Source organism: Arthrobacter sp. Bz4, assembly GCF_003075455.1.
Taxonomy (GTDB): Bacteria; Actinomycetota; Actinomycetes; order Actinomycetales; family Micrococcaceae; genus Arthrobacter_D.
Genome location: NZ_QDAE01000004.1, coordinates 166,057 through 185,382 on the forward strand (window position 1 = coordinate 166,057; position 19,326 = coordinate 185,382).

The following is a 19,326-nucleotide window of genomic DNA, read 5'->3' on the forward strand; positions in this document are numbered from 1 at the left end:
ATGCTAGCCGACCGTGCTGAGAACCTTCCCCAGGACTTCTCCACGTGCGACGGCGCCACCCGGCTCCTGCCCGCCCCGCTGGAACGTGCCGGCCGACGTGGAGAGCACCTCGGTTTCCATTTTCATGGCCTCCACGACGGCGACGGGCTGGCCCGCGGTGATCGTGGCGCCGTCGTCGGCCAGCCACTTCACCAGGGTGCCGCCCATCGAGGCGGTGACTGCGCCGTCGTCGTTGGTTGCAGTGTCGGGGGACTGCGCGGTGGCGCTTCCGTTAGCGTTGCCGCCACCGTTCATCAGCGCGGCGAAAACCTCCGGCGGCAAGCCCAGCTGGACCGCTTTGCCGTCGATTTCCACGGTGAGGGTTTCCCTGCGGGCGAGTGGACCAGTGGTGCCACTCGACAACGCGGCGTCCAACCGTTCAGCGAAGGCATTCTCGATCCACGTGGTGTAGACGCCGAGCCGTTCCGGGTTGGTGAAGTCGGGGTCCCGCACCACCGCCCGGTGGAAAGGAATCACCGTGGGGAGGCCTTCGATCCGCAGTTCGTCGAGCGCAGCGCGGGCCCGGCGGAGAGCCTGCGGCCGGTCTTCGCCGTGAACGATGAGCTTGGCCATCAGGGAGTCGTACTCGGCGGGGACGCTGGAGCCGGAGCGCACCCCGGTGTCCACGCGGATGCCCGCACCGGTGGGCGCCTCGAATATGTCGATCGGGCCTGGGGAGGGCAGGAACCCGCGGCCGGCGTCCTCGGCGTTGAGCCGGAACTCGATGGCGTGGCCCTGCGGCGCCGGATCCTCGGTGATGCTGACGGGCAGGCCGGCGGCGATCCGGAACTGCTCGCGGACCAGGTCGATGCCCGACGTCGCCTCGGTCACCGGATGCTCCACCTGCAGGCGGGTGTTGACCTCCAGGAAGGAGATCACGCCGTCGGGCGCCACCAGATACTCAACTGTGCCCGCGCTGGTGTACCCGGCCTCGCGGCAGATGGCGCGGGCCGACTCGTGGATGCGGCTGCGCTGATCATCGGTCAGGAATGGGGCGGGGGCTTCTTCAACGAGCTTCTGGTTGCGGCGCTGCAGGGAGCAGTCGCGGGTCCCGACGACGACGACGTTGCCGTGCGTATCGGCGAGGATCTGCGCCTCGACGTGACGCGGCTTGTCGAGGAACCGTTCGGCGAAGCACTCGCCGCGCCCGAACGCGACGGTGGCTTCGCGGACCGCCGACTCGAACGCGTCGTCGATATCTTCCATCCGGTGGGCTATCCGCATCCCGCGACCGCCGCCGCCGTACGCAGCCTTGATGGCGACGGGGACGCCGAACTCCTCGGCAAAGGCCCGGACTTCCTCGGCGTTGGCGACCGGTCCGTCGGATCCGGGGACCAGCGGGGCGCCGACCTTGACCGCGATCTCGCGGGCGGTGACCTTGTTGCCGAGGCTGCGGATGGCATCGGGTGACGGGCCGATCCAGATCAGTCCGGCGTCCTGCACGGCGTCGGCGAAGTCGGCGTTCTCGGAGAGGAAGCCGTAGCCGGGGTGCACGGCGTCGGCGTCGGCCTGCTTCGCGATGGCGAGGAGCTTGTCCATGTTGAGGTACGTGTCGGCGCTGGCCGACCCACCGAGGGCGTAGGCCTCGTCGCTGAGGCGGACGTGGAGGGCGTCGGCGTCGGGCTCGGAGTACACGGCCACCGAGGTCAGCTCCGCGTCGGTGCACGCGCGGGCGATGCGGACAGCGATTTCCCCGCGATTGGCGATCAGGACCTTCTTCATGGTTGCTACTTTCACGAGCTTCGGGTGGTGATCGGGTGCTGTGTCTTTGTCAGGGGTCGCAGAGTCTCCGGGTCCACTGACTCGAACCGCAGCATCGTTCCGGGCGGCAGCTGGGCCGCGATCGGCAGGTCATCGGGGACGACGACGCCGATCACCGGATACCCGCCGGTCACCGGATGGTCGGCCAGGAACAGTACGGGCAGCCCCGAGGGCGGCACCTGCAGCGATCCGGCGACGACTCCTTCGCTGGGAAGTTCATCGGCAGTGAGGCGTTCGAGCGGGGCTGCGGCATCCTGGTTCTCGTCCGTGGCGAGCCGGACGCCGATCCGGTTCGATTCGGCGGTCACGGTCCAGGTCTGGCTGGTGATTGCTGTCTGGGATACGTCAGTGAACCAGTCGTGCCGGGGGCCGCCGGTGATCCGCAGGAGCACAGGGGTTTCCAAACCCAGCCGGACGGCGTCGGGGAGCGTCGACGGTTCCGCTGCGCCGACCGTGCGGCCCTGGTCAATTGCCCCAATTGGCAGGACCACCCCGGCTGCGAGGGGATCCGGTCCGATCCCCGACATCACATCGGTGGACCGGCTGCCCAGCACTTCGGGCACATCGATTCCGCCGCGGATGGCCAGGTAGGTGCGGAGCCCGGCGTCGGGCTGGTCGAGGGTGAGGGTTTCGCCGTCGTGCAGCGCGAACGGTGAACACATCGGTGCCGTGCGGGTGTTGTCGCCGCCGGCGTCGTTGGTGGTGCTGATCTCGGCGGGTGTGATGGCTCCCGCCAGGGCGAGCGTGAGTTCGCCGTGGGCCCGGACGGTGAGGCCGCCGAGGATAGTTTCGATCACCGCGTCGCCCGGTGCGTTGCCGACCAGCCGGTTGGCTTGGCGGGCGCTCGCGGTATCGGCGGCGCCGGCTTTGGAGACGCCGACGTCGCCGAGGCCGGGGCGGCCCAGATCCTGGATGAGCGACTGCGGTCCTGGCGTGAGGATCTCGAGCGAATGACCGGTTTCGTTGGGCGCGTCCGTCGACGTCCCCGCACCGGATACTGGGTCTGACACCGTGACCGTTTCCCGCACAGCCACGTACTGCACGGCGGTGCCCGGACGGAGCAGTGCCGGTTGGTCCCGACCCAGATCCCAGAGGCGGGACGCGGTCCTGCCGATCAGCTGCCAGCCGCCGGGGGAGCGCCGCGGATAGACGGCCGAGAAGTTGCCGGCCAGCGCCACCGCTCCGGCGGGGACGGCGGTGCGTGGTGAGGTGCGGCGGGGAACGGTGAGCGTCTCGTTCTCGCCGACCAGGTACGCGAATCCGGGGGCGAAGCCGCCAAACGCAGCCGTCCACAGTTGGCCGGTGTGCGCGGCAATGACACCGTCAGGTTCGAGGCCTGTGAGGCGGCCCACTTCGGCGAGGTCGTCGCCGTCGTACACCACCTCGATCCGCACCGGATCGCCGACCGGCGCTGAGTCAGTGGCCGGTGATGTGTCCAGTTGCGCGACGGCGGTCCGGGCGGCGCGGGCGCTGGTGCCGGAATCGAAGACGGCGAGCACGGTCCGGGCGGCGGCGAGGACGTCGACCTGCCCACGGAGTGGGTGCTGCTGCAGGTGGGCGTGGACCGCGAGGACCGATTCGAGCGATTCGAGTTGGATCAGGAGGGCGCGGGGCCCGGCCCAGCGAATCTCGGGAGGGGTCACACGAAGCTCCGGATGTCGATGCCAGCGGCCTCAAGATCGCGGCGGACGGCGGCGGACATGGAGACCGCGCCGGTGGTGTCGCCGTGGAGGCAGATGCTTTCGGCGGTGGTCTTCAGGGTTGAGCCGTCGCGGGCGATGATGACTCCCTCGGTGGCGAGGCGGACCATGTTGGCGGCGACCTCGTCCTCGTCGTGGAGGACGGCTCCGGGTTCGCGGCGTGAGACCAGGGTGCCGTCGGGGTTGTAGGCGCGGTCGGCGAAGGCTTCGGCCACGCCGCGGAGGCCCGCCTTCTCTGCTGCGTCGAGGGCTACCGACCCGGGGAGGAGCAGTAGTGGGAGGTCGCCGCCGAACGCCTTGACGGCGTCGACCACTGCCTGGGCCTGTACCTCGTGGGTGACGATGGTGTTGTAGAGGGCGCCGTGGGGTTTGACGTATTTGATGGTGCCGCCTGCGGCCCGGGAGATCGCGTCGAGGGCGCCGATTTGGTACAGCACGTCGTCGGCGAGCTCTGTGGAGGAGAGGTCGAGGAAGCGGCGGCCGAATCCGGCCAGGTCCCGGTATCCGACATGGGCGCCGATGGTGACGCCGGCTTCGACGGCGTCCCGGCAGGTCTGCGCGATGGTGGAGGGGTCCCCGGCGTGGAAGCCGCAGGCGACGTTGGCGCTGGAAACGGAGCGGAAGATGGCGGCGTCGTCGCCCATGGTCCAGTTTCCGAATGATTCGCCGACGTCGCTGTTGAGGTCGATGTACACCATTGTGATCCTCGTCTCTCCTGAGTGGTCTCTCTAGGATGCACGAGTTTAACGGATTGTTCAACAATTATTCATCCGAGACTTTTGGGCGGCAAGGGTGGCATCATCGATTGATGAGCCCTAAGAGCCGCACGCGCAAGCCGAAATCAGCGGGCAAGGAGAGGCGAAACGCCCCTCCGCCCAATCCCATCGCCGAACTGTACCGCCGGGTCGCGCCGCATTTCGCTGCGGACTTGGACCAGACGTCGTCGTTGGAATCGGAGCAGATGGCTTCGGCCGTCTACGCAGGCATGCACCAGACCACCAATCTGGGCGCAGGCATCGACAACACATTGTTCAGCGACTGGGTGGGCCACGCTGAACGTCAAGCTAATCGGACCTCAGCCGCGGTGCTGTGGGCGATGGCGCAGGTAGTCGATGCGCCCGGTGACGCCCAGGCTGCAGCCGCCGCCGGACGGCTGGCCGAGGCCGGGGTCGAGCCGCCCGCCTGGCTTGCCCCGCTGCGGAAGCTGGAAGCCACCGCGGCCTGGATGCTTACTGACGTATTCGGTGACTTCATTGAAATTGTCATCGAGTTCCGCGCCGGGCGACGTAAACATGGTCTGTACCTGAGCATCGACACCAACCATCTGGGCGGCTACGCCACTGAGGTGTTATTCAGCGACAGTGCACGCGATCTCCTCAAGACCCTTGAACGCTCGGCATTGAGAATGGCTGGGGCAGCGGTGGTGCCGGTTGGACTGCCGGAAGCACGCCGGCTGGGCCTTGATGCCATCGCGGCCACTGACATCACCAGCAACCCGGAGGTGGGTCCCACCTACGACCAGGACCGGGCTTTGGCGCTGAAGCGGTTACTCGCGCTGCCGGAGAGCGGCGTCGTCGACCTCAATACGCGGAGGGCGCAGAGCGAAGCCGAAGAACAGGCGCAAATTCAAGCTGATGAGGTTCAGTCCGAGCGGTTGGTTGCCACCTTCATGCGGGACATTCAACAGGACATAGCTCCTGCATCGGCGCGGGCATTCAAAGAGCAGTTCATTCGCCTTGCCGACTTGGCGATTGGCTTTGGCCGTGACTACGACGGCGGCCGGCTGGTGCGTGTGAGTCCGCCGAAAATGGACACATTTGTTGGATGGTTCCTTCCGCGCAAAGTGATGCTCGACGACGTCGAGTTGGAGGCACTTCCCTGGTTCCTCAACGCGTGGGTTGACTGGTGCGCCGCGCAGATGGGGCTCCCCGAGGCGGCCGTGGACTTGCTGGTGGATGCTGTCGGGGAAGCTCTCGACGACGCTGAAGAATTGAGGAACTCGGATGAGGACGAACGGTCACCGGGGATGGCCTTTCTTGAAGGACTGGATCTGGCGAACCTTGAGGAGGCGCAGGCTGCGATGGACCGTCGACAACTGGCGATGCCGTACTTTGGCACCTGGATTGGCGACGATGACTACCCGCAGCTGAACGCGAACAAGCCTCACGAATTGCGGTTGCTGGTGCTGGGGGAGCTGGAGGAACTGCACACGGTGGGAATGGACGAGTATCCTTCCAGTGCCGCACCCGATGGTTCTCCGGTGTGGAGCGCTGCGCTGCGTGAACTGGTGGTGTCACAGCTGTGGAACGATGAACCACCTCAAGTGTGGCAAGCAGCTCAGCGACTGCGGACACAGGGGCTGGGTCGTGAGGAGATCCTGGATCAACTGCAGGCGGTGCTCGCCGGCCATGTGGATGCGACCAAGGTTCAGCCGGGCTCCGGGTTTGGCTCGGCTGTGCATATCAAGGGTTACATGGCCGCGCTGGCAGCTGTCGGCGCTGCTGGACGAAAAGGCGGCCACCTTCGGTCGGTATAGAGGACCTGGTTTGGTAGGTGCGGTGCTATATCCGATTCAAACTGTGCATGCACTGCATCCATTGCATGCACTTTTCGAAACTGAGAATGCATGCATCGCATGCACTGCATGCGCCTTTTCAAACGCATACCCTCCCACACACCCTTAGCCGGTTCCCGCTACGCTCTTCCCATGACTAGCAGCCAACCACCGAAGCGAGCGTTCGCCGGGCCATCCGCATCGACATCGACATCGGCGGTAACGGCGACGGTCGACATCGTCGCCGTCCAGCGGCGTACCGTCTGGGTGCTGATTGTCGGGCAGATCCTGGGCGGGATCGGGATCGGGTGCACCGTTTCGATCGGGGCGGTGATGGCCGCCAACATTTCCGGGTCGGATGCGCTGTCCGGTACGGCGACGACGTTGAGCACCCTGGGTGCCGCGGCGAGTGCCATTCCGCTGGCGCGGCTCGCGCAACGGCTGGGCCGACGTCGGGCGCTGACCACTGGTGCGCTTCTTGCGGCGACGGGATCGGTGGTGGCTATTGTTGCCGCGTGGCTGAGCTCGTTCCCTCTGCTGTTGCTTGCTTTCGCCTTTCTCGGCGTGGGCACCGCGGTGAATCTTCAAGCCCGATTCGCAGCCACCGATCTGGCGAGTTCGCAGCATCGGGGGCGGGACCTCTCCTTGGTGGTCTGGTTCACTACGATCGGCGCTGTGCTGGGGCCGAATCTGATCGGGCCGGGGGAGGCGATCGCGTCGACGCTGCAGATGCCCTCGCTCACGGGGTCCTTCCTGATCGCGGTGTTTGCCCAGCTGGCCGCAGCGACGGTCTACCTGGTGGCGCTGCGCCCCGACCCGTATCTGTTGAGCAAATCCAACGCTCCCGAGAATGGCCTTGAGGCAGCTCCCGGCGCCATCCATGGGCGGGGTCCGCTGGTGTTTGCCATTGGCTCCATCGCTATCAGCCATGCGGTGATGGTGTCGGTGATGTCCATGACGCCGGTGCACCTGATCAATCACGGCGTCACGCTGACCATTATTGGATTGACCATCAGCTTGCACATTGCCGGGATGTTTGCGCTGTCGCCGGTGTTCGGGTGGCTCAGCGACAGGGTGGGCCGGGTGGCGACCATCCTGATTGGGCAGGGCCTGTTCGCGGTGTCGCTGCCGATCGTTGCGTTGGGCGAGGACGATCCGGTCCTGGTGACCGTGGGACTGGTGTTCCTCGGACTGGGCTGGAGTGCGGCCACTGTCGCGGGGTCGGCTCTGGTGGCGGATCTTGCGACCGGTGCTGCCCGGCCGAAGATTCAGGGCCGGACCGACCTCATCATGAACCTTGCCGGCGCTGCCGGGGGAGCGGCATCCGGTGTGGCTCTGGTGCTGATTGGCTACGCCGGGTTGGCATGGGCCGCCGGCGTGCTGGTGTTGGTGGTCGTGGCGGGATCGGTCATTACCAGGTCGGGTGCCACTCGGTCGGATGCTCCGGAAACTAGGTCAGCGTGAAGCCTTGAGCGCTGACGAGTGCGGTGGGACACTTGTCGCACCCACTCACCTCTGGGAGTACCCATGGCAGCGGTGCTTGTTTGTTCCACTCCGGTTATCGGCCATATCAACCCGATGGTCGCCGTCGCGCAGGGTCTTGTTGACCGCGGGCACGACGTCAGATTCCTCACCGGGCGACGTTTCGAGGACCAGGTGGTCGGCGCTGGGGCCACCTTTGTGCCGCTTCCGGCTGAGGCAGATTTCGATGACACCAAGATCGACGAATCTTTTCCAGGTCGCGTCGGTCTGAAGGGCCCGAAGGGCATCAGATACGACCTGTCGGAGGTTTTCATTCGCCCGGGGAAGGTTCAATATGAGGCGGTCCAGCGGGTGATCGCCGACCGCCCGGTGGACGTGGTCCTCGCCGAGCCCCTGTTCATGGGTGCGTCGCTGCTGCTTGCCGGGAATCAGCCGGGCCGGCCCGCCGTCATCAACTGCGGAATTCTGCCGCTCAGCCTGGCCAGCAAGGACACCGCACCGTTTGGATTGGGCATCCGACCGATGCCCGGGCCCCTCGGTCGGATCCGGAACCGCGTTCTGCAGTTGGTGAGCGAACGGGTGGTGTTCGCGCCGGTGCAGAAGTATGCCGACGACGTTGCCCGCAGCACTACCGGAGCAACCATTCCGACCTTCTTCATGGACTGGCCCCGGGCCGCCGACCACCTTGTCCAATTCACTGTCCCAGAGTTCGAGTACCCCCGCTCGGACCTGCCTGCTACGGTGCATTTCGTGGGACCGGTGTCCCAAGGCGGCCTTCGGACCGGTGCTGCGGGCGCGGTGGGCCTGCCCGAATGGTGGGGTATGCTCGACGACGATCGGCCAGTCATTCACGTCACCCAGGGGACCGTCGCTAACCAGGACTTCGGTGAGCTGGTGCTTCCCGCTATCGAGGGGTTGGCGCACGACGACGTCGTGGTGGTCGTCAGTACCGGAGGTCGTCCCGTGGAGGTGCTCGAAGGGTCATTGCCTTCCAACGTTCGTGTTTCCTCCTACCTGCCTTATGACGAGCTACTGCCGAAAACCGATGTGCTCGTCACCAATGGTGGCTACGGTGGGGTTCATTTTGCCCTGCGGTACGGCGTCCCTTTGGTGATGGCCGGTGAAACTGAGGATAAGGCCGAGGTCTCTGCCCGTGTTGCCTGGTCCGGCGCCGGCATCAACCTCCAGACCAAGCGAGCAAGACCGGAAGTACTCGCTGCGGCAGTCCGAGCCGTGCTTGGCACCCCGTCGTATCGGGAGGCGAGTCAACGGATCGGAGCCTCAATCAGGGAGTCTCCGGGCGTGGGTGGGCTGGTGGACCTGGTTGAGAGTCTTTATGGTTCGAGGAGTGCTCAGTGAGAGTCTGGGGGATTGTCGTGGCAAGGTGATTAGGGTCGTGACCTGATCTGCTTTAGGGCTTTGTCCTGCGCGCGCTCGATTGTCGCTGTTCCAGGTAGGGGTGGTGCGGTGGAGTGGTAAGTGTGGCCGGTGGGGGTGGTGACTTTGAGCCTGTGCCGTGGTCCCGGAACTGCCTGGACTGTCCAGCCCGGGGTTTCTTTGGTGTGGTTGCAGGCTTCGCAGAGTCCTGCCCCGTTCGTGATCGTTGTCGGTCCGCCGCGATGCCAGGGGATGATGTGGTCGAAGTGGCGGATCGGGGCGTCGCAGTAGGCGGTGCGGCAGGTGTCGTCGCGGGCGGTGATGAACCGGCGTTGCGCCCGGGTGAAGAGCCGTGCTTTGGAGTCCATCGCCACGAGCTCCCCGGTAGCCGGTGCGGTGTAGAGCCGACGCAACCACACATCGAAAGCGGGAGCTGTTGCCGGGCCGGTCGAATCTGTTGACCCGGCCGGCTTCTTCGGGCCGGTTGATCCGTTGGTCGTTTTTCCCGTTCGGATGAGGTTTCGTGCCCAGAGGGAGGGGATGATGCCGTAGCCGGGGATCCTGGCTGGTTCGCCGTCTCCTTGTAGGAGCGCCCGGTCGGTCATGATGACCTGCAACTCGACCCGGCTGATACCCCCGGGCACCCCGGTGACACGTTCGACGAGGGTATCGGCCATCACCTGGCCCCGGGACCGGGGGTCCCCGGTAGCCCGGGCCGTGTCCGCATGACGGGTCAGGGCCGCGTAAGTCGCGACGGCCTCTTTTACGGGGAGTAGCGCAGTGAGGTAGGCCATCGTCTCCGGCGCCGGGCGGATACTCACGCACCGTTCCGTTACCGCATGGGCGGCCCGGTTCACCACTGAGCGGGGATCCCTGCGGTACGCAGCGGCCTTCGCCGCCGCGATGATCGCCTTGTCCCCGTCGCCGGTGAACCTGCCCGTGTCGGGGGCCAGTTCCTCATCGACGCCCGTCCGGTCAGAACTGGAGAGGCAGGCGGTTTCCTTCACCAACAAGGTGGCACGCCACTCATTGAGCTCACCGTTATGCAGTGCGGCGAGGGTGTGGGGCATCTCCGTGACCAGGGCGCGGGCTAATCCGAGGAGGCGGCTGCCCCGGACCGGGGATTCACGGCGGGCTAACGCGATCTGCGCCCCCACCCCGTTGCCCCGCTCCGCGGCGGGGACCCCGGCATCGGCCTGGGCTTGGCGCTCGGCCACGTCGACAGCCACCGCGATCTGGGCCTGCACTCCGGCGATCGCCGATTTCAGGTCCTCCAGCTCACGCAGCTGATCAATCAACCCCGCCGCGTCCGCCGCCGGCTGCAGGGAGTTGAGGGCTTCGGCTAGCTCCCGGGTGGACCATTCACCGCGACTACGACCGCGACCGCGACCGCCGGACCGGGTGGCCGAGGGGGGTTCACCGGTAGACGCCGATGTAGACGCAGTAGCGTCAAGGGAAACGCGGCGGCCGGTGGGACTATCAGCCCGAGAAATGCCGCCGTCACGATGACCCTGACCACCGGAACCGGTGAGGGAACCAGCGACAGGGGCACTGGTTCCGAGGTTGCCGGCGGCATCGGTATTACCACTGGCACCGCCGGAAACAGCACCAGAAGGGCCGCGCGGAGCCGCTACCCGGGAGGGGAATCCCTTCCGTTCCTGTGATGGAGCTGTGCTGCCGTCCATACCTCTATTGTCCCAAACCACACCGACAATCCAGGGATTCACAAGCCTATGTGGATAAATCTCTCGAACAAATATTCGAATAAGGCTGGAGGCCCGGCTAGGGCTTTAGACAGGATCCATCCGTCGTGCGACTACAGCGACGCCATCCGGTTCCTTGCCGATCAGCTGGTGGATGCCCGACCTGTTTGGGCAGCACCCAACGGCGACGCAACCAGTTAACAATCACACCGTCGGAAACTGCAGCACGCCACCCTGATAGACCTGCCCGATCATGGAGCGCAGACCAGCCAGCTGCTCGGTCGATTCCAGTTGGCCGTTAAGCACGACGATGTCGGCTAGGTGCTTCTCTGCCAACCGGCCGACGGAGTTGAGGGGCGTGATGAGTTCGCCCGGCACCGACGTGGAAGCGGCCAACACCTGCTCAAGGGTCATGCCGGCGTCGGCCATCAGAGCGAGTTCCTCCAGGTTGTCGCCGTGCGCGCCGACCCCCGCGTCGGTGCCCATGCCAACCCTGACTCCCGCGGCGATGGCTCGGGCGACCGACTGGCGGTGGTCTTCCGCCACCTGCTGGGCCTTGTCGATGACCTGTTGCGACAGCCCGCTGGTACCGGATTCGCCCTTGCGGATGACAGCCAGCGGAGCTGAAAGGGTGGGCACCAGGTAAGCCTTGGTGTCCAGGAACAGCTGGATTGCCTCGTCGGTGAGGTAGATGCCGTGCTCGATGGTCCGCACGCCCGCCCACAGCGCGTTGATGATCCCGGCGGTGCCTTGCGCGTGGGCCATCACGTATTTGCCCTGCATCCCGGCTTCCTCAACGACGACGGCGATCTCCGCGGGGGTGAACTGGGAGTGCCGCGGGTCGGTGGTCGGCGAGAGCACCCCGCCGGTCGAGCAGATCTTGATCTGGTCGGCGCCGGCCCGCAGGAGCGTGCGAGTGACCTTCCGGACTTCCTCGACGCCGTCGGCGATGCCGCTGGGACGGCCGGGATGAGGCCCAAAGTCGGGGGAGTCGAGTCCCGAGGGGTGCCACAGATCGCCGTGACCACCGGTCTGGGACATGATGCTGACGGCGATGCGGAGCCGTGGACCCTTGACGACCCCGGTTTCGACCGCCTGTTTCGCACCCAGGTCAGCGCCACCGGCGTCGCGCACGGTGGTGACACCTGCGCGGAGGGTTGCCTCGAGGTTCCGCACGGACTCGTAGAATTGCAGGGAGTAGGGATCGACCATCGCCTGGATGGAGCCGGGAGTGGAGGTCATCACGTGAACGTGCAGGTCGATCAGGCCGGGAAGGACCGTGCGACCAGCACAATCCACCACCGTGGCCTCCGCATACGCGTCGACTGAACCGGCGTCGCGGCCCACAGCTTCGATCATCCCGTCGCGGATGACGACGTCGGTTTGGCCGGGAAGGAAGCGTTCGCCGTCGAACACATAGCCGTTCTTCAAAACTGTCGCAAGCGTCATTGCTGCCTTTCGCGGGTTGACCGCAGCCAGGCGCTGCAGGCGTTTAGCGGCCAGCCTACAGCCAATCCGTCCGCCGCAGCGGCGGCTGGGCCCCGCCGGGACGCTGCACCAACACCTGGTTCACGCCAGTCAGCCCGTTCTCGAATCCCAGTGCGCTGGTCGCCATATAGAGGCGCCACACCCGGGCCCGACCCTCGCTTGTCAGACCGACCGCTTCGTCCCAATGATCTTCAAGGTTCTGCACCCACGCGCGGAGGGTGAGCGCGTAGTGCTGACGCAACGCTTCGACGTCGAGCACCTCGAACTTCGCTGACTCCAGGGCGCCGAGCATCACCGTGAGGCTGAGCATCTCGCCGTCGGGAAAGACGTACTTGGGGATGAATGAATCGGGGTCCGGGCGCATCGTGTCACCGGCATTCCAGGAGATGGCGTGATTGAGCAGTCGGCCGCCGGGGCGCAGCAGGCCGAACAGGTGGCTCGAATACCCGGCAATCTGGTCGCGCCCCACATGCTCGGACATGCCGATGGAACTGATCGCGTCGAAAGGGCCGTCGTCAACGTCGCGGTAGTCCTGCACCCGGATCTCCACCTGCTCGGTGAGCCCGGCCTCGGCCACCCGTTTGCGGGCACGCTCCGCCTGCTCGGCGGACAGGGTGACGCCGACGACGTCGGCCCCGTAGCGTTCCGCCGCATGCAGCGCGAAACTGCCCCAACCGCAGCCGACATCGAGTACCCGCATCCCCTGTTCCAGGCCGAGTTTCCGGCAGACCAGATCGAGTTTCGCCTCCTGAGCCGCGTCAAGACCGGTCTCGGGGGAGTCCCAGACCGCGCAGGAGTAGACCATGGACGGGCCGAGGACGAGCGCGTAGAAGTCGTTGCCGACGTCGTAATGATGGGAGATGGCGACGGCGTCGCGTTTCTTGGAGTGTTTCCGTCCGACCCGGTCGATCGTGATTTCCTCGGGCGGGGGCGCGGGGTTGCGGCCAATGGCACCGAGCCGGACCGCTATGCGCAGCAACCTGGCGCGCTCGCGGAGGGTCAGGGGGCTGAAGGGTTCCAGTTCGGCGAATTTACCGACGGCGCTCAGGGCGGTGAAGCTTGTGTAAAGGTCACAGGGAGCATCGATATCGCCGGCGACGTAGGCCCGGCTTAGGCCCAACATGCCGGGAGACCAAAGCATTCGCCGCAGTGCTCGCCGGGACCGGAACTCAATCACCGGCGCCTCTGCCGGGCCGGCCGCCGAGCCGTCCCAGGCCCGCAGGCGAAGCGGGATCTGTTCTGTTCCCAAGACAATCCCCAGCGCCTCGGCCAATAGTGCTGCGGCCCCCCGTGATTTGCTCATAGCCATGTCTACTCCGGTTTTCCCCGGAGGGCTAGGGCAGTTCGGCCAGCGGCTCGGCGAGGAATGAGCCATTAGGATGGCGGAAGACAGGACTACGGTCCGGAGGAGAGCGGAATGGCGGGGATTACCAGTGCCGACGTGGCTCGCGAGAGCGGCGTCTCGCGCACCACGGTCAGCTATGTACTGACGGGGCGCGAGGGCGTGAGTATCTCCGAAGAGACGCGGCGGAGGGTTCTGGAAACCTCCAAGCGGCTCGGCTACGCGCCGTCGGCTGCAGCGCGGGCGCTGAAGACCGGGCGCAGCGACCTGGTGCTGTGCATTCTTCCGGACTGGCCCATCGGTCCGGTGATCGAAACACTCCTGGATCACCTCGCTGATGAAGTTGCCGAGCGGGGCCTTTCAGTTCTGGTGCACCACGCCCGCGGACACCGTCCGCTGCAGGATCTGTGGCGTGCCGTCACGCCGCGCGCGGTGATTGGTTTCGCACCGTTCGACGACGACGATCTCCGGGCCATGCGCCAGGCCGGCATTCAGGTGTTGGGGACCCAGGGGGAGGCGGTGGGACCGGTGCCGTCTCGACCCTCCGAAAGCCAGCTACGGATCGGACAGTTGCAGGCTCAGCAGCTCATTGCCTCCGGGAAACACCGGATCGCCTATGCGTGGCCCACCGATTCCCGGGTTGAGCATTTCGCAGCGGATCGGTTGGAGGGCGTCCGTCGTGAATGCGCGGACCACGGCCTGCCCGAGCCGGAAGTGCTGTCGGTAGACCTTGAGGCAGCCTCGGCCGCTGCAGCGCTGCGTACCTGGCGAGAGGGGCCGGACCCGGTGACCGGTATCGCCGCGTACAACGACGACGTCGCGCTCGCCATTCTGGCCGGGCTTCGGCTGCACGGACTCGCATGCCCCGCGCAGGTGGCAGTCGTTGGGGTTGACGACGCGCCGGCTGCCCGTCTCGCCGACCCGCCGCTCACCACCATCTCCCAATCCATCGAACTACAGGCACGGTACCTGGCTGGCCTCGTCCTCGCCGGTCTGGGTGACCAGGCGGAGGACGAGGCTCCAACCTTCCCCGGTGACGGGATGGTGCTGGTGGTTCGCGGCTCAGCGTGACTCGTCTGAGCCGGGCGTCGCCGTCCAGGACCTACTGGTACTGCACCACGTAACTGGGGATACCCGTGTTGTCGTTGCTGACCGGGGCCCCGGTGTTGTTGACGACGTGGTCAATGGTTCCCGCTCCGAGATTCACGGTGAGGATGTGGTTCAGCTGCACACCGGCTGTGTCCGGAACTTCGAAGCCCCGGGTTGCGTGGATGGTCGGATCCACGTTGGTGAAAATGTAGGAGCCGCCGCCCCAGAGGGTGTGCTTCGTGACGTCGTCGGCCACCTTGTACCCGGCCCACCCGAGGACGCCGTCGTGCTGCCAGGCCTCCTGATTGGGAGGATCATAGGGAAGCTCATTCTGGAAGAAAACCGTCCGGCCGTTTTCACCGTTCCAGATGACGTTGTACTCCTGGTAATGCTCCACGAAGAGTCCCGTGGCGGTCACGTTGTCACCGTTGATGATCACACCGTTACGGCCCGTGCTGACATCCCATCCGAAGGTACCCTCGATACCGTGATCTGCACGCCACGCCCAGATGTGATCGATGAGGACATTGTCGCTGTTGACCTCAAGGCTGAGGTCCGCCTTTCCGACGTTTGGTCCGCCGATCCGGAAGTACACATCACTCAGGGTGGTGGGATTCAGCGGGTCGTTCTTCTTACTGCTGTTGTTTCCGTTCTTCGTGCCGATCTGCAGCAGGAGGGGTGAGTTGACCTCTCCACCGTCGATCGTCACACCGGCCAGCACGACGCCGGGCACGTCGGCGACGCGCATTGGCATCGCCCCGTTTTTCGCGGTCAGGGTTGCATGACCCATGCCCAGGACGACCGTGTTGGCCCGTTTGATCGCAATAGTGTTGTCGATGCCGTACACCCCGGGGGTTAGCAGGAGGTGCTTGCCGCGTGCGAGCTGGCTGTTGATGGTCTGGACAGAGTCCGAGGGGTCCGCGACGAAGAAATCGGACAGTTTGATGGTGGTGCCCGGGGTGATTCCGTCCTTCCAGGAAATCCCGCTGGAGTCGATCTGTGCGGAGGGTACCCGCACGTTATAGGCGCCGTCGTCGTCAACGAAAAGGTAAGGCTTCTCGCGGCTGACCGGGGTTGTTTCGAGGGTGGTGTACGGAGGAGTGGGGAAGGTGCTGTCCGCCGGGGCGCCGTCGACACCGGCAAACACGGCATTCCACACACCGTTGGACCAGGAGCCGATTTCGCTGTTGCGCGTGAACCACTGCTGCTGGGAACCATTGATGATGTCGTTGGCCTTGGAGTCAGCCATGTATCCACCGCTGGCAAATTGCGGCCCGGCAGTGCAGTAGTCCATCAGGGAAAGCGTTCCGCCGGTGACGTTGACGCGGCGCAGCGAGACGGCCTGGGAGACGGCCCAGAAGTTGGCGGTTGCACGGCACCCGTCCTGGCCTGCACCGTTCACCTGGAGGGTCAGGTTAGAGAGGGTGCGCCAGAAGTTGTTGAGGGCGATGCAGTTGCTGGTGCCGTTGTCCTCAAGACAGCGGTTATATACCTCGATCTTGCCGTTGATGGTGACATCGGTCGGTGACTGACCGAGGCCGGCAACCTCGGTGTAGTAGCCCACCTTGAACTGCAGTGGTTTCTCGTCGGTGCCATAGGTGCCGGGCAGAAAAAGCAGGGACTGGCGGTTGGTGCCCATTTCGTCGTCGATCTGGCGGGCGTTGACAGCATCAACCGTGGCTTGGATGTCTTCGACGGGCATTGTGGGCGAGAAAACCGTCACGTTCGGACCGAGATCCGGCACGGCGGGCAGATGTTTGGACTTTTTATCCTGCACGTCGGCGGGGGAGGCAACTGCGGCAGGACCTGGAGCCACCAGGAGCGCAGCAGTCAGACCGGCAGCCAGGAGGGTGGGGATCATGGGACGTGATCGCCCGGTGGCAGAAGGCCGGTGGGCTCGACTTTGAAAGGGAGGCGTAGGAGACATGTGTTGACCGTTCTCTCCGTTGAGGGTGTCAGACAGGGTTGGTGACTCGTGTCACTAGTCTGTACAGTGATTCAACCGGACGCGGTCTCTACAGTCAAGGAAATGACGGGGTCGACCAAAGCTTGGTTTGCGCCGCAGAGGCTTAACCGCGTGGGTTCAGGTCCGGGACAGTAGAAGATGGGAAGAACGCTTGGGATCAGGCTCGGCTCTTAGGCCTGCGGCACGGGCTTGCTCAAGACACCAGACGGAAACGCTGGCACCCAGCAGTTTCTTGAGGGGACCGATGTGCTTGACCCGCTCGGTCGCCACCGAACCGAACAGGGCGTGGCTGACGGCTCCGCTGCGCTCCATTTTCGGGTCCTTCAGGGCAGCGGCCCATGCCCGTGTCAGACCGTGAACTACTGCGTGGGGTTCATTGCCGACGCTCCTCAGATGCCTGTCCAGGTGGGTCTTCATGACCTGGAACTCGGAAACTTTCGGTGCTTTGGCCGCTTGTTGTGGTGCGGTCGCCTTCCTTGAGGCAGGTACCTCGACTGGCACAGGAGTCTCAGCGACGGGGGAAGGCGCTGCCTCGTGCGACGCAGACTGTTCCACCATCAGCCGGGCCAATTCACCGTGAAGGTCTGCGAGCTGGAGGTGGATATCGACGATTCGTTGGGTGGAATTCGGTGTGTGCCTGGGCGGTTGAAGTGTCAGTTTTCGACGGACAGCCCTGGACACCGTGCAACGGAATACGTCCGCCAGGGTATCTGCCAGTTCCACGAGGATCGCTGGATCGGCCACAAGCAGGGGAACCCGTACCTTTCGGGATTCCACCAATGAAGCTGCAAGCTGATCCAGAGTGCCGTGCACTCGACCGTACCGGAGCCGCTCGTAGGTTACACCCGGTCCCACCTGCGGAGCGTAGACGCACTGCTGGGGGTTGAGGTCCAACGTACCGACCAAGGGAAAGAAACGCGGCCGCACCGAACTCCGAAGGACCGCGCGCACCGCATCGAGTTGCTTTGAAACCTGTTCTATCGGGTTGGCTGCTTCGGTCCCGTCCAGGAGGATCCACGGTTTACCCGTGTCGGTAACAGCGGCAACCCGGGACGTGAAGCCTTTCCACTCCGAGACGGTGAATACCCCACGAGTAGTGTTGTAAAACAGCCAATCGACCTCTGCCACTGGTTTTCCTGGAGTGTCCACCCGGCAATTGCTGAACGCCCACACGGAGTCGTCCAACAGCTCACCCAATCGGGCGACGTCGGCTGGCGCAGGCCGGTGTGCGGCGGTATTGGTTGACGGGAAATGCAACAACTGATGATCTTCCTGCGGCGCGGGATCCAGACGCTGGGTGTCCGTCGGCGCCCCACCGCCGGCGAACATTCGCGCTGATGCGCTATGTCATCATCACGGGTTCGGCGCCGTCACCGCAAGTACGGCACCGGTAGACTTCGCTGACATTCACAAATCTGGGGGACCTACTTGAACTATCCGTCGCTGCCGCCTGCCTCAAACACGCCGCCCCCATCCACTCCGCCGACGGACAAGTCGAAGATCAAGATTTCGACGGCGGTGGCGGCGGGTGCCTGCCTCTTCCTCCTGGTGCTTGGATTCCTGAGCAGCGGCCTCAGCGGCGCAGTGATCATGGCAGGTCTGGTGGCGTTCTTCACGGGTCTCTATGTAGTGGTCACCAATCGGCCGTCATGGGCTGGCATCGCCGGCCGCAAGATGGGTGCCATCACCATGGCGGCGGCGCTGGTCGCCTTCATGGTCGGAGCGGTCCTGGCACCGCCGATCGAAACCACACCCGCCGCGGTCGCCGAAGAGACCACCTCGGCCCCGGTCGACGACGTCACCGCGTCTCCAACCCCATCCGCCACTCCCCGGGAGACTGCACCCCGACTCTCACCCCGGCCCCGACGCCCAGCCAGGATGTTGCACCGCTCGACAGTGCCGACGTGGTTGCCGCGGACGGCGACCCGAGCGCACCCGAAGGCCAGCCCGAGTACAGCACTCGTGCCCTCGATCTGTTGGATACCCTGGCTGTGAAGGGTCGGGCGCCAAAAACCGGTTACGACCGCGACCAGTTCGGTCAAGCCTGGGCCGACGTCGACCGCAACGGCTGCGACACCCGCAACGACATGCTCAACAGGGACCTGACAGCGATCGTTCACGCCAATTCGGTGCCGTGTAAGGTCCAATCGGGTATCCTCGACGACCCCTATACCGGCACCACCATTGACTTCCTCCGGGGGCAGTCCACTAGCATCGACGTCCAGATCGACCACGTGGTGGCACTGTCCGATGCCTGGCAGAAGGGCGCCCAGCAGCTCAGCGCCGGCCAGCGGCTTGCCTTCGCCAACGATCCGCTGAACCTCCAGGCGACAGACGGTCCCACCAACGCTCAAAAGGGAGCGGGCGACGCCGCTACCTGGCTGCCGCCCAACCAATCGTTCCGCTGTGAGTATGTGGCCCGGCAGATTTCGGTGAAAGCCACCTATACGCTCTGGGTCACCCAGGCCGAGCGCGACGCCATGGCCCGAGTTCTCGCTGACTGCTCCGACACGATGGCACCCACCAGCCAGGCCGCGCCCGTCGCCACGCCGGAACCAGCACCAGCGCCAGCATCCGCCCCAGCACCCGCACCCGCGCCTGCCCCTGCCCCAGCACCAGCGCCCGCACCTGCCCCAGCACCCGCACCCGTGCCTGAACCGGTTCCCGTCCCAGCCCCTGCGGCCTACTACGAAAACTGCACGGCCGCCCGGAATGCGGGAGCCGCGCCGGTATACCGGGGGCAGCCGGGCTACGGCACCCATCTGGACCGAGACGGCGACGGGGTGGGCTGCGAATAGCGGTTGCCGCTCCGACACCACCGCGTA

14 protein-coding genes are annotated in these 19,326 nt (G+C 65.3%); 6 read left to right on the top strand and 8 right to left on the bottom strand.

Annotated elements, in window-relative coordinates; genetic code table 11:
• Positions 1-3 precede the first annotated feature (3 nt).
• The 3 genes from DDA93_RS05245 to DDA93_RS05255 are packed head-to-tail and all read right to left on the bottom strand — an operon-like array spanning position 4 to position 4,198.
• The gene (locus DDA93_RS05245) at positions 4-1,761 is read right to left on the bottom strand and encodes a biotin carboxylase N-terminal domain-containing protein (RefSeq protein WP_116778210.1); all 1,758 of its coding nucleotides are present in this window, start codon (positions 1,759-1,761) and stop codon (positions 4-6) included.
• 11 nt (positions 1,762-1,772) lie between these two features.
• Positions 1,773-3,443: a 5-oxoprolinase/urea amidolyase family protein gene (locus DDA93_RS05250; RefSeq protein ID WP_116778211.1), complete on the bottom strand. Its 1,671-nt coding sequence runs from the start codon at positions 3,441-3,443 to the stop codon at positions 1,773-1,775.
• The gene (locus tag DDA93_RS05255; RefSeq protein ID WP_019481898.1) at positions 3,440-4,198 is read right to left on the bottom strand and encodes a 5-oxoprolinase subunit PxpA; all 759 of its coding nucleotides are present in this window, start codon (positions 4,196-4,198) and stop codon (positions 3,440-3,442) included. Before DDA93_RS05255 ends, DDA93_RS05250 begins: the two co-directional genes overlap by 4 nt.
• Positions 4,199-4,308: 110 nt before the next feature.
• Between DDA93_RS05255 and DDA93_RS05260 the strand changes: the two genes are divergently transcribed.
• The 3 genes from DDA93_RS05260 to DDA93_RS05270 all read left to right on the top strand — a co-directional run bounded on the left by DDA93_RS05260 (position 4,309) and on the right by DDA93_RS05270 (position 8,895).
• On the top strand, positions 4,309-6,036 hold the full coding sequence (locus DDA93_RS05260; protein ID WP_133185439.1) for a hypothetical protein: 1,728 nt from the start codon (positions 4,309-4,311) through the stop codon (positions 6,034-6,036).
• A gap of 171 nt (positions 6,037-6,207) precedes the next feature.
• Positions 6,208-7,518 carry an MFS transporter gene (locus tag DDA93_RS05265; RefSeq protein ID WP_243400516.1) on the top strand — a complete coding sequence of 437 codons (1,311 nt, stop codon included), beginning with the start codon at positions 6,208-6,210 and terminating at the stop codon, positions 7,516-7,518.
• Positions 7,519-7,581: 63 nt separating this feature from the next.
• Positions 7,582-8,895 carry a nucleotide disphospho-sugar-binding domain-containing protein gene (locus DDA93_RS05270; RefSeq protein ID WP_116778213.1) on the top strand — a complete coding sequence of 438 codons (1,314 nt, stop codon included), beginning with the start codon at positions 7,582-7,584 and terminating at the stop codon, positions 8,893-8,895.
• Positions 8,896-8,924: 29 nt separating this feature from the next.
• On the opposite strand, the gene DDA93_RS05275 is transcribed toward DDA93_RS05270, so the two are convergent.
• The 3 genes from DDA93_RS05275 to DDA93_RS05285 all read right to left on the bottom strand — a co-directional run bounded on the left by DDA93_RS05275 (position 8,925) and on the right by DDA93_RS05285 (position 13,407).
• The gene (locus DDA93_RS05275) at positions 8,925-10,598 is read right to left on the bottom strand and encodes an HNH endonuclease signature motif containing protein (RefSeq protein WP_116778214.1); all 1,674 of its coding nucleotides are present in this window, start codon (positions 10,596-10,598) and stop codon (positions 8,925-8,927) included.
• Positions 10,599-10,820: 222 nt separating this feature from the next.
• Positions 10,821-12,065: an amidohydrolase family protein gene (locus DDA93_RS05280; protein WP_116778215.1), complete on the bottom strand. Its 1,245-nt coding sequence runs from the start codon at positions 12,063-12,065 to the stop codon at positions 10,821-10,823.
• Positions 12,066-12,120: 55 nt separating this feature from the next.
• Positions 12,121-13,407, bottom strand: coding sequence for a class I SAM-dependent methyltransferase (locus DDA93_RS05285; protein WP_116778216.1), 1,287 nt, complete (start codon positions 13,405-13,407; stop codon positions 12,121-12,123).
• Between the two features lie 114 nt (positions 13,408-13,521).
• On the opposite strand from DDA93_RS05285, the gene DDA93_RS05290 reads away from it, so the two are divergent.
• Positions 13,522-14,517: a LacI family DNA-binding transcriptional regulator gene (locus tag DDA93_RS05290; protein WP_116778217.1), complete on the top strand. Its 996-nt coding sequence runs from the start codon at positions 13,522-13,524 to the stop codon at positions 14,515-14,517.
• Positions 14,518-14,548: 31 nt separating this feature from the next.
• On the opposite strand, the gene DDA93_RS05295 is transcribed toward DDA93_RS05290, so the two are convergent.
• Both DDA93_RS05295 and DDA93_RS05300 read right to left on the bottom strand, forming a co-directional pair.
• Complete coding sequence (locus DDA93_RS05295; RefSeq protein ID WP_024477285.1) at positions 14,549-16,396, bottom strand: glycosyl hydrolase family 28-related protein; 1,848 nt, start codon at positions 16,394-16,396, stop codon at positions 14,549-14,551.
• 222 nt (positions 16,397-16,618) lie between these two features.
• The gene (locus DDA93_RS05300; RefSeq protein ID WP_162148067.1) at positions 16,619-17,758 is read right to left on the bottom strand and encodes a hypothetical protein; all 1,140 of its coding nucleotides are present in this window, start codon (positions 17,756-17,758) and stop codon (positions 16,619-16,621) included.
• 171 nt (positions 17,759-17,929) lie between these two features.
• Here DDA93_RS05300 and DDA93_RS17070 point away from each other — a divergent pair, with 171 nt between their 5' ends.
• Together DDA93_RS17070 and DDA93_RS05305 are read left to right on the top strand one after the other, a co-directional pair.
• Entirely contained in the window at positions 17,930-18,496 is a 567-nt protein-coding gene (locus tag DDA93_RS17070) for a hypothetical protein (protein WP_347693142.1), read from the top strand.
• Positions 18,406-19,299, top strand: a complete 894-nt coding sequence (locus DDA93_RS05305; RefSeq protein WP_347693143.1) for a DUF1524 domain-containing protein — start codon at positions 18,406-18,408, stop codon at positions 19,297-19,299. The genes DDA93_RS17070 and DDA93_RS05305 overlap by 91 nt, the downstream gene beginning before the upstream one ends.
• The last annotated feature ends 27 nt before the right edge of the window (positions 19,300-19,326 follow it).

Coding starts and splice junctions, on each gene's coding strand:
- DDA93_RS05265 (WP_243400516.1), top strand. CDS start 6,208: ATGACTAGCAGCCAACCACCGAAGCGAGCGTTCGCCGGGCCATCCGCA.
- DDA93_RS05280 (WP_116778215.1), bottom strand. CDS start 12,065: ATGACGCTTGCGACAGTTTTGAAGAACGGCTATGTGTTCGACGGCGAA.
- DDA93_RS05295 (WP_024477285.1), bottom strand. CDS start 16,396: ATGATCCCCACCCTCCTGGCTGCCGGTCTGACTGCTGCGCTCCTGGTG.
- DDA93_RS05275 (WP_116778214.1), bottom strand. CDS start 10,598: ATGGACGGCAGCACAGCTCCATCACAGGAACGGAAGGGATTCCCCTCC.
- DDA93_RS05260 (WP_133185439.1), top strand. CDS start 4,309: ATGAGCCCTAAGAGCCGCACGCGCAAGCCGAAATCAGCGGGCAAGGAG.
- DDA93_RS05290 (WP_116778217.1), top strand. CDS start 13,522: ATGGCGGGGATTACCAGTGCCGACGTGGCTCGCGAGAGCGGCGTCTCG.
- DDA93_RS05255 (WP_019481898.1), bottom strand. CDS start 4,198: ATGGTGTACATCGACCTCAACAGCGACGTCGGCGAATCATTCGGAAAC.
- DDA93_RS05285 (WP_116778216.1), bottom strand. CDS start 13,407: ATGAGCAAATCACGGGGGGCCGCAGCACTATTGGCCGAGGCGCTGGGG.
- DDA93_RS05270 (WP_116778213.1), top strand. CDS start 7,582: ATGGCAGCGGTGCTTGTTTGTTCCACTCCGGTTATCGGCCATATCAAC.
- DDA93_RS05245 (WP_116778210.1), bottom strand. CDS start 1,761: ATGAAGAAGGTCCTGATCGCCAATCGCGGGGAAATCGCTGTCCGCATC.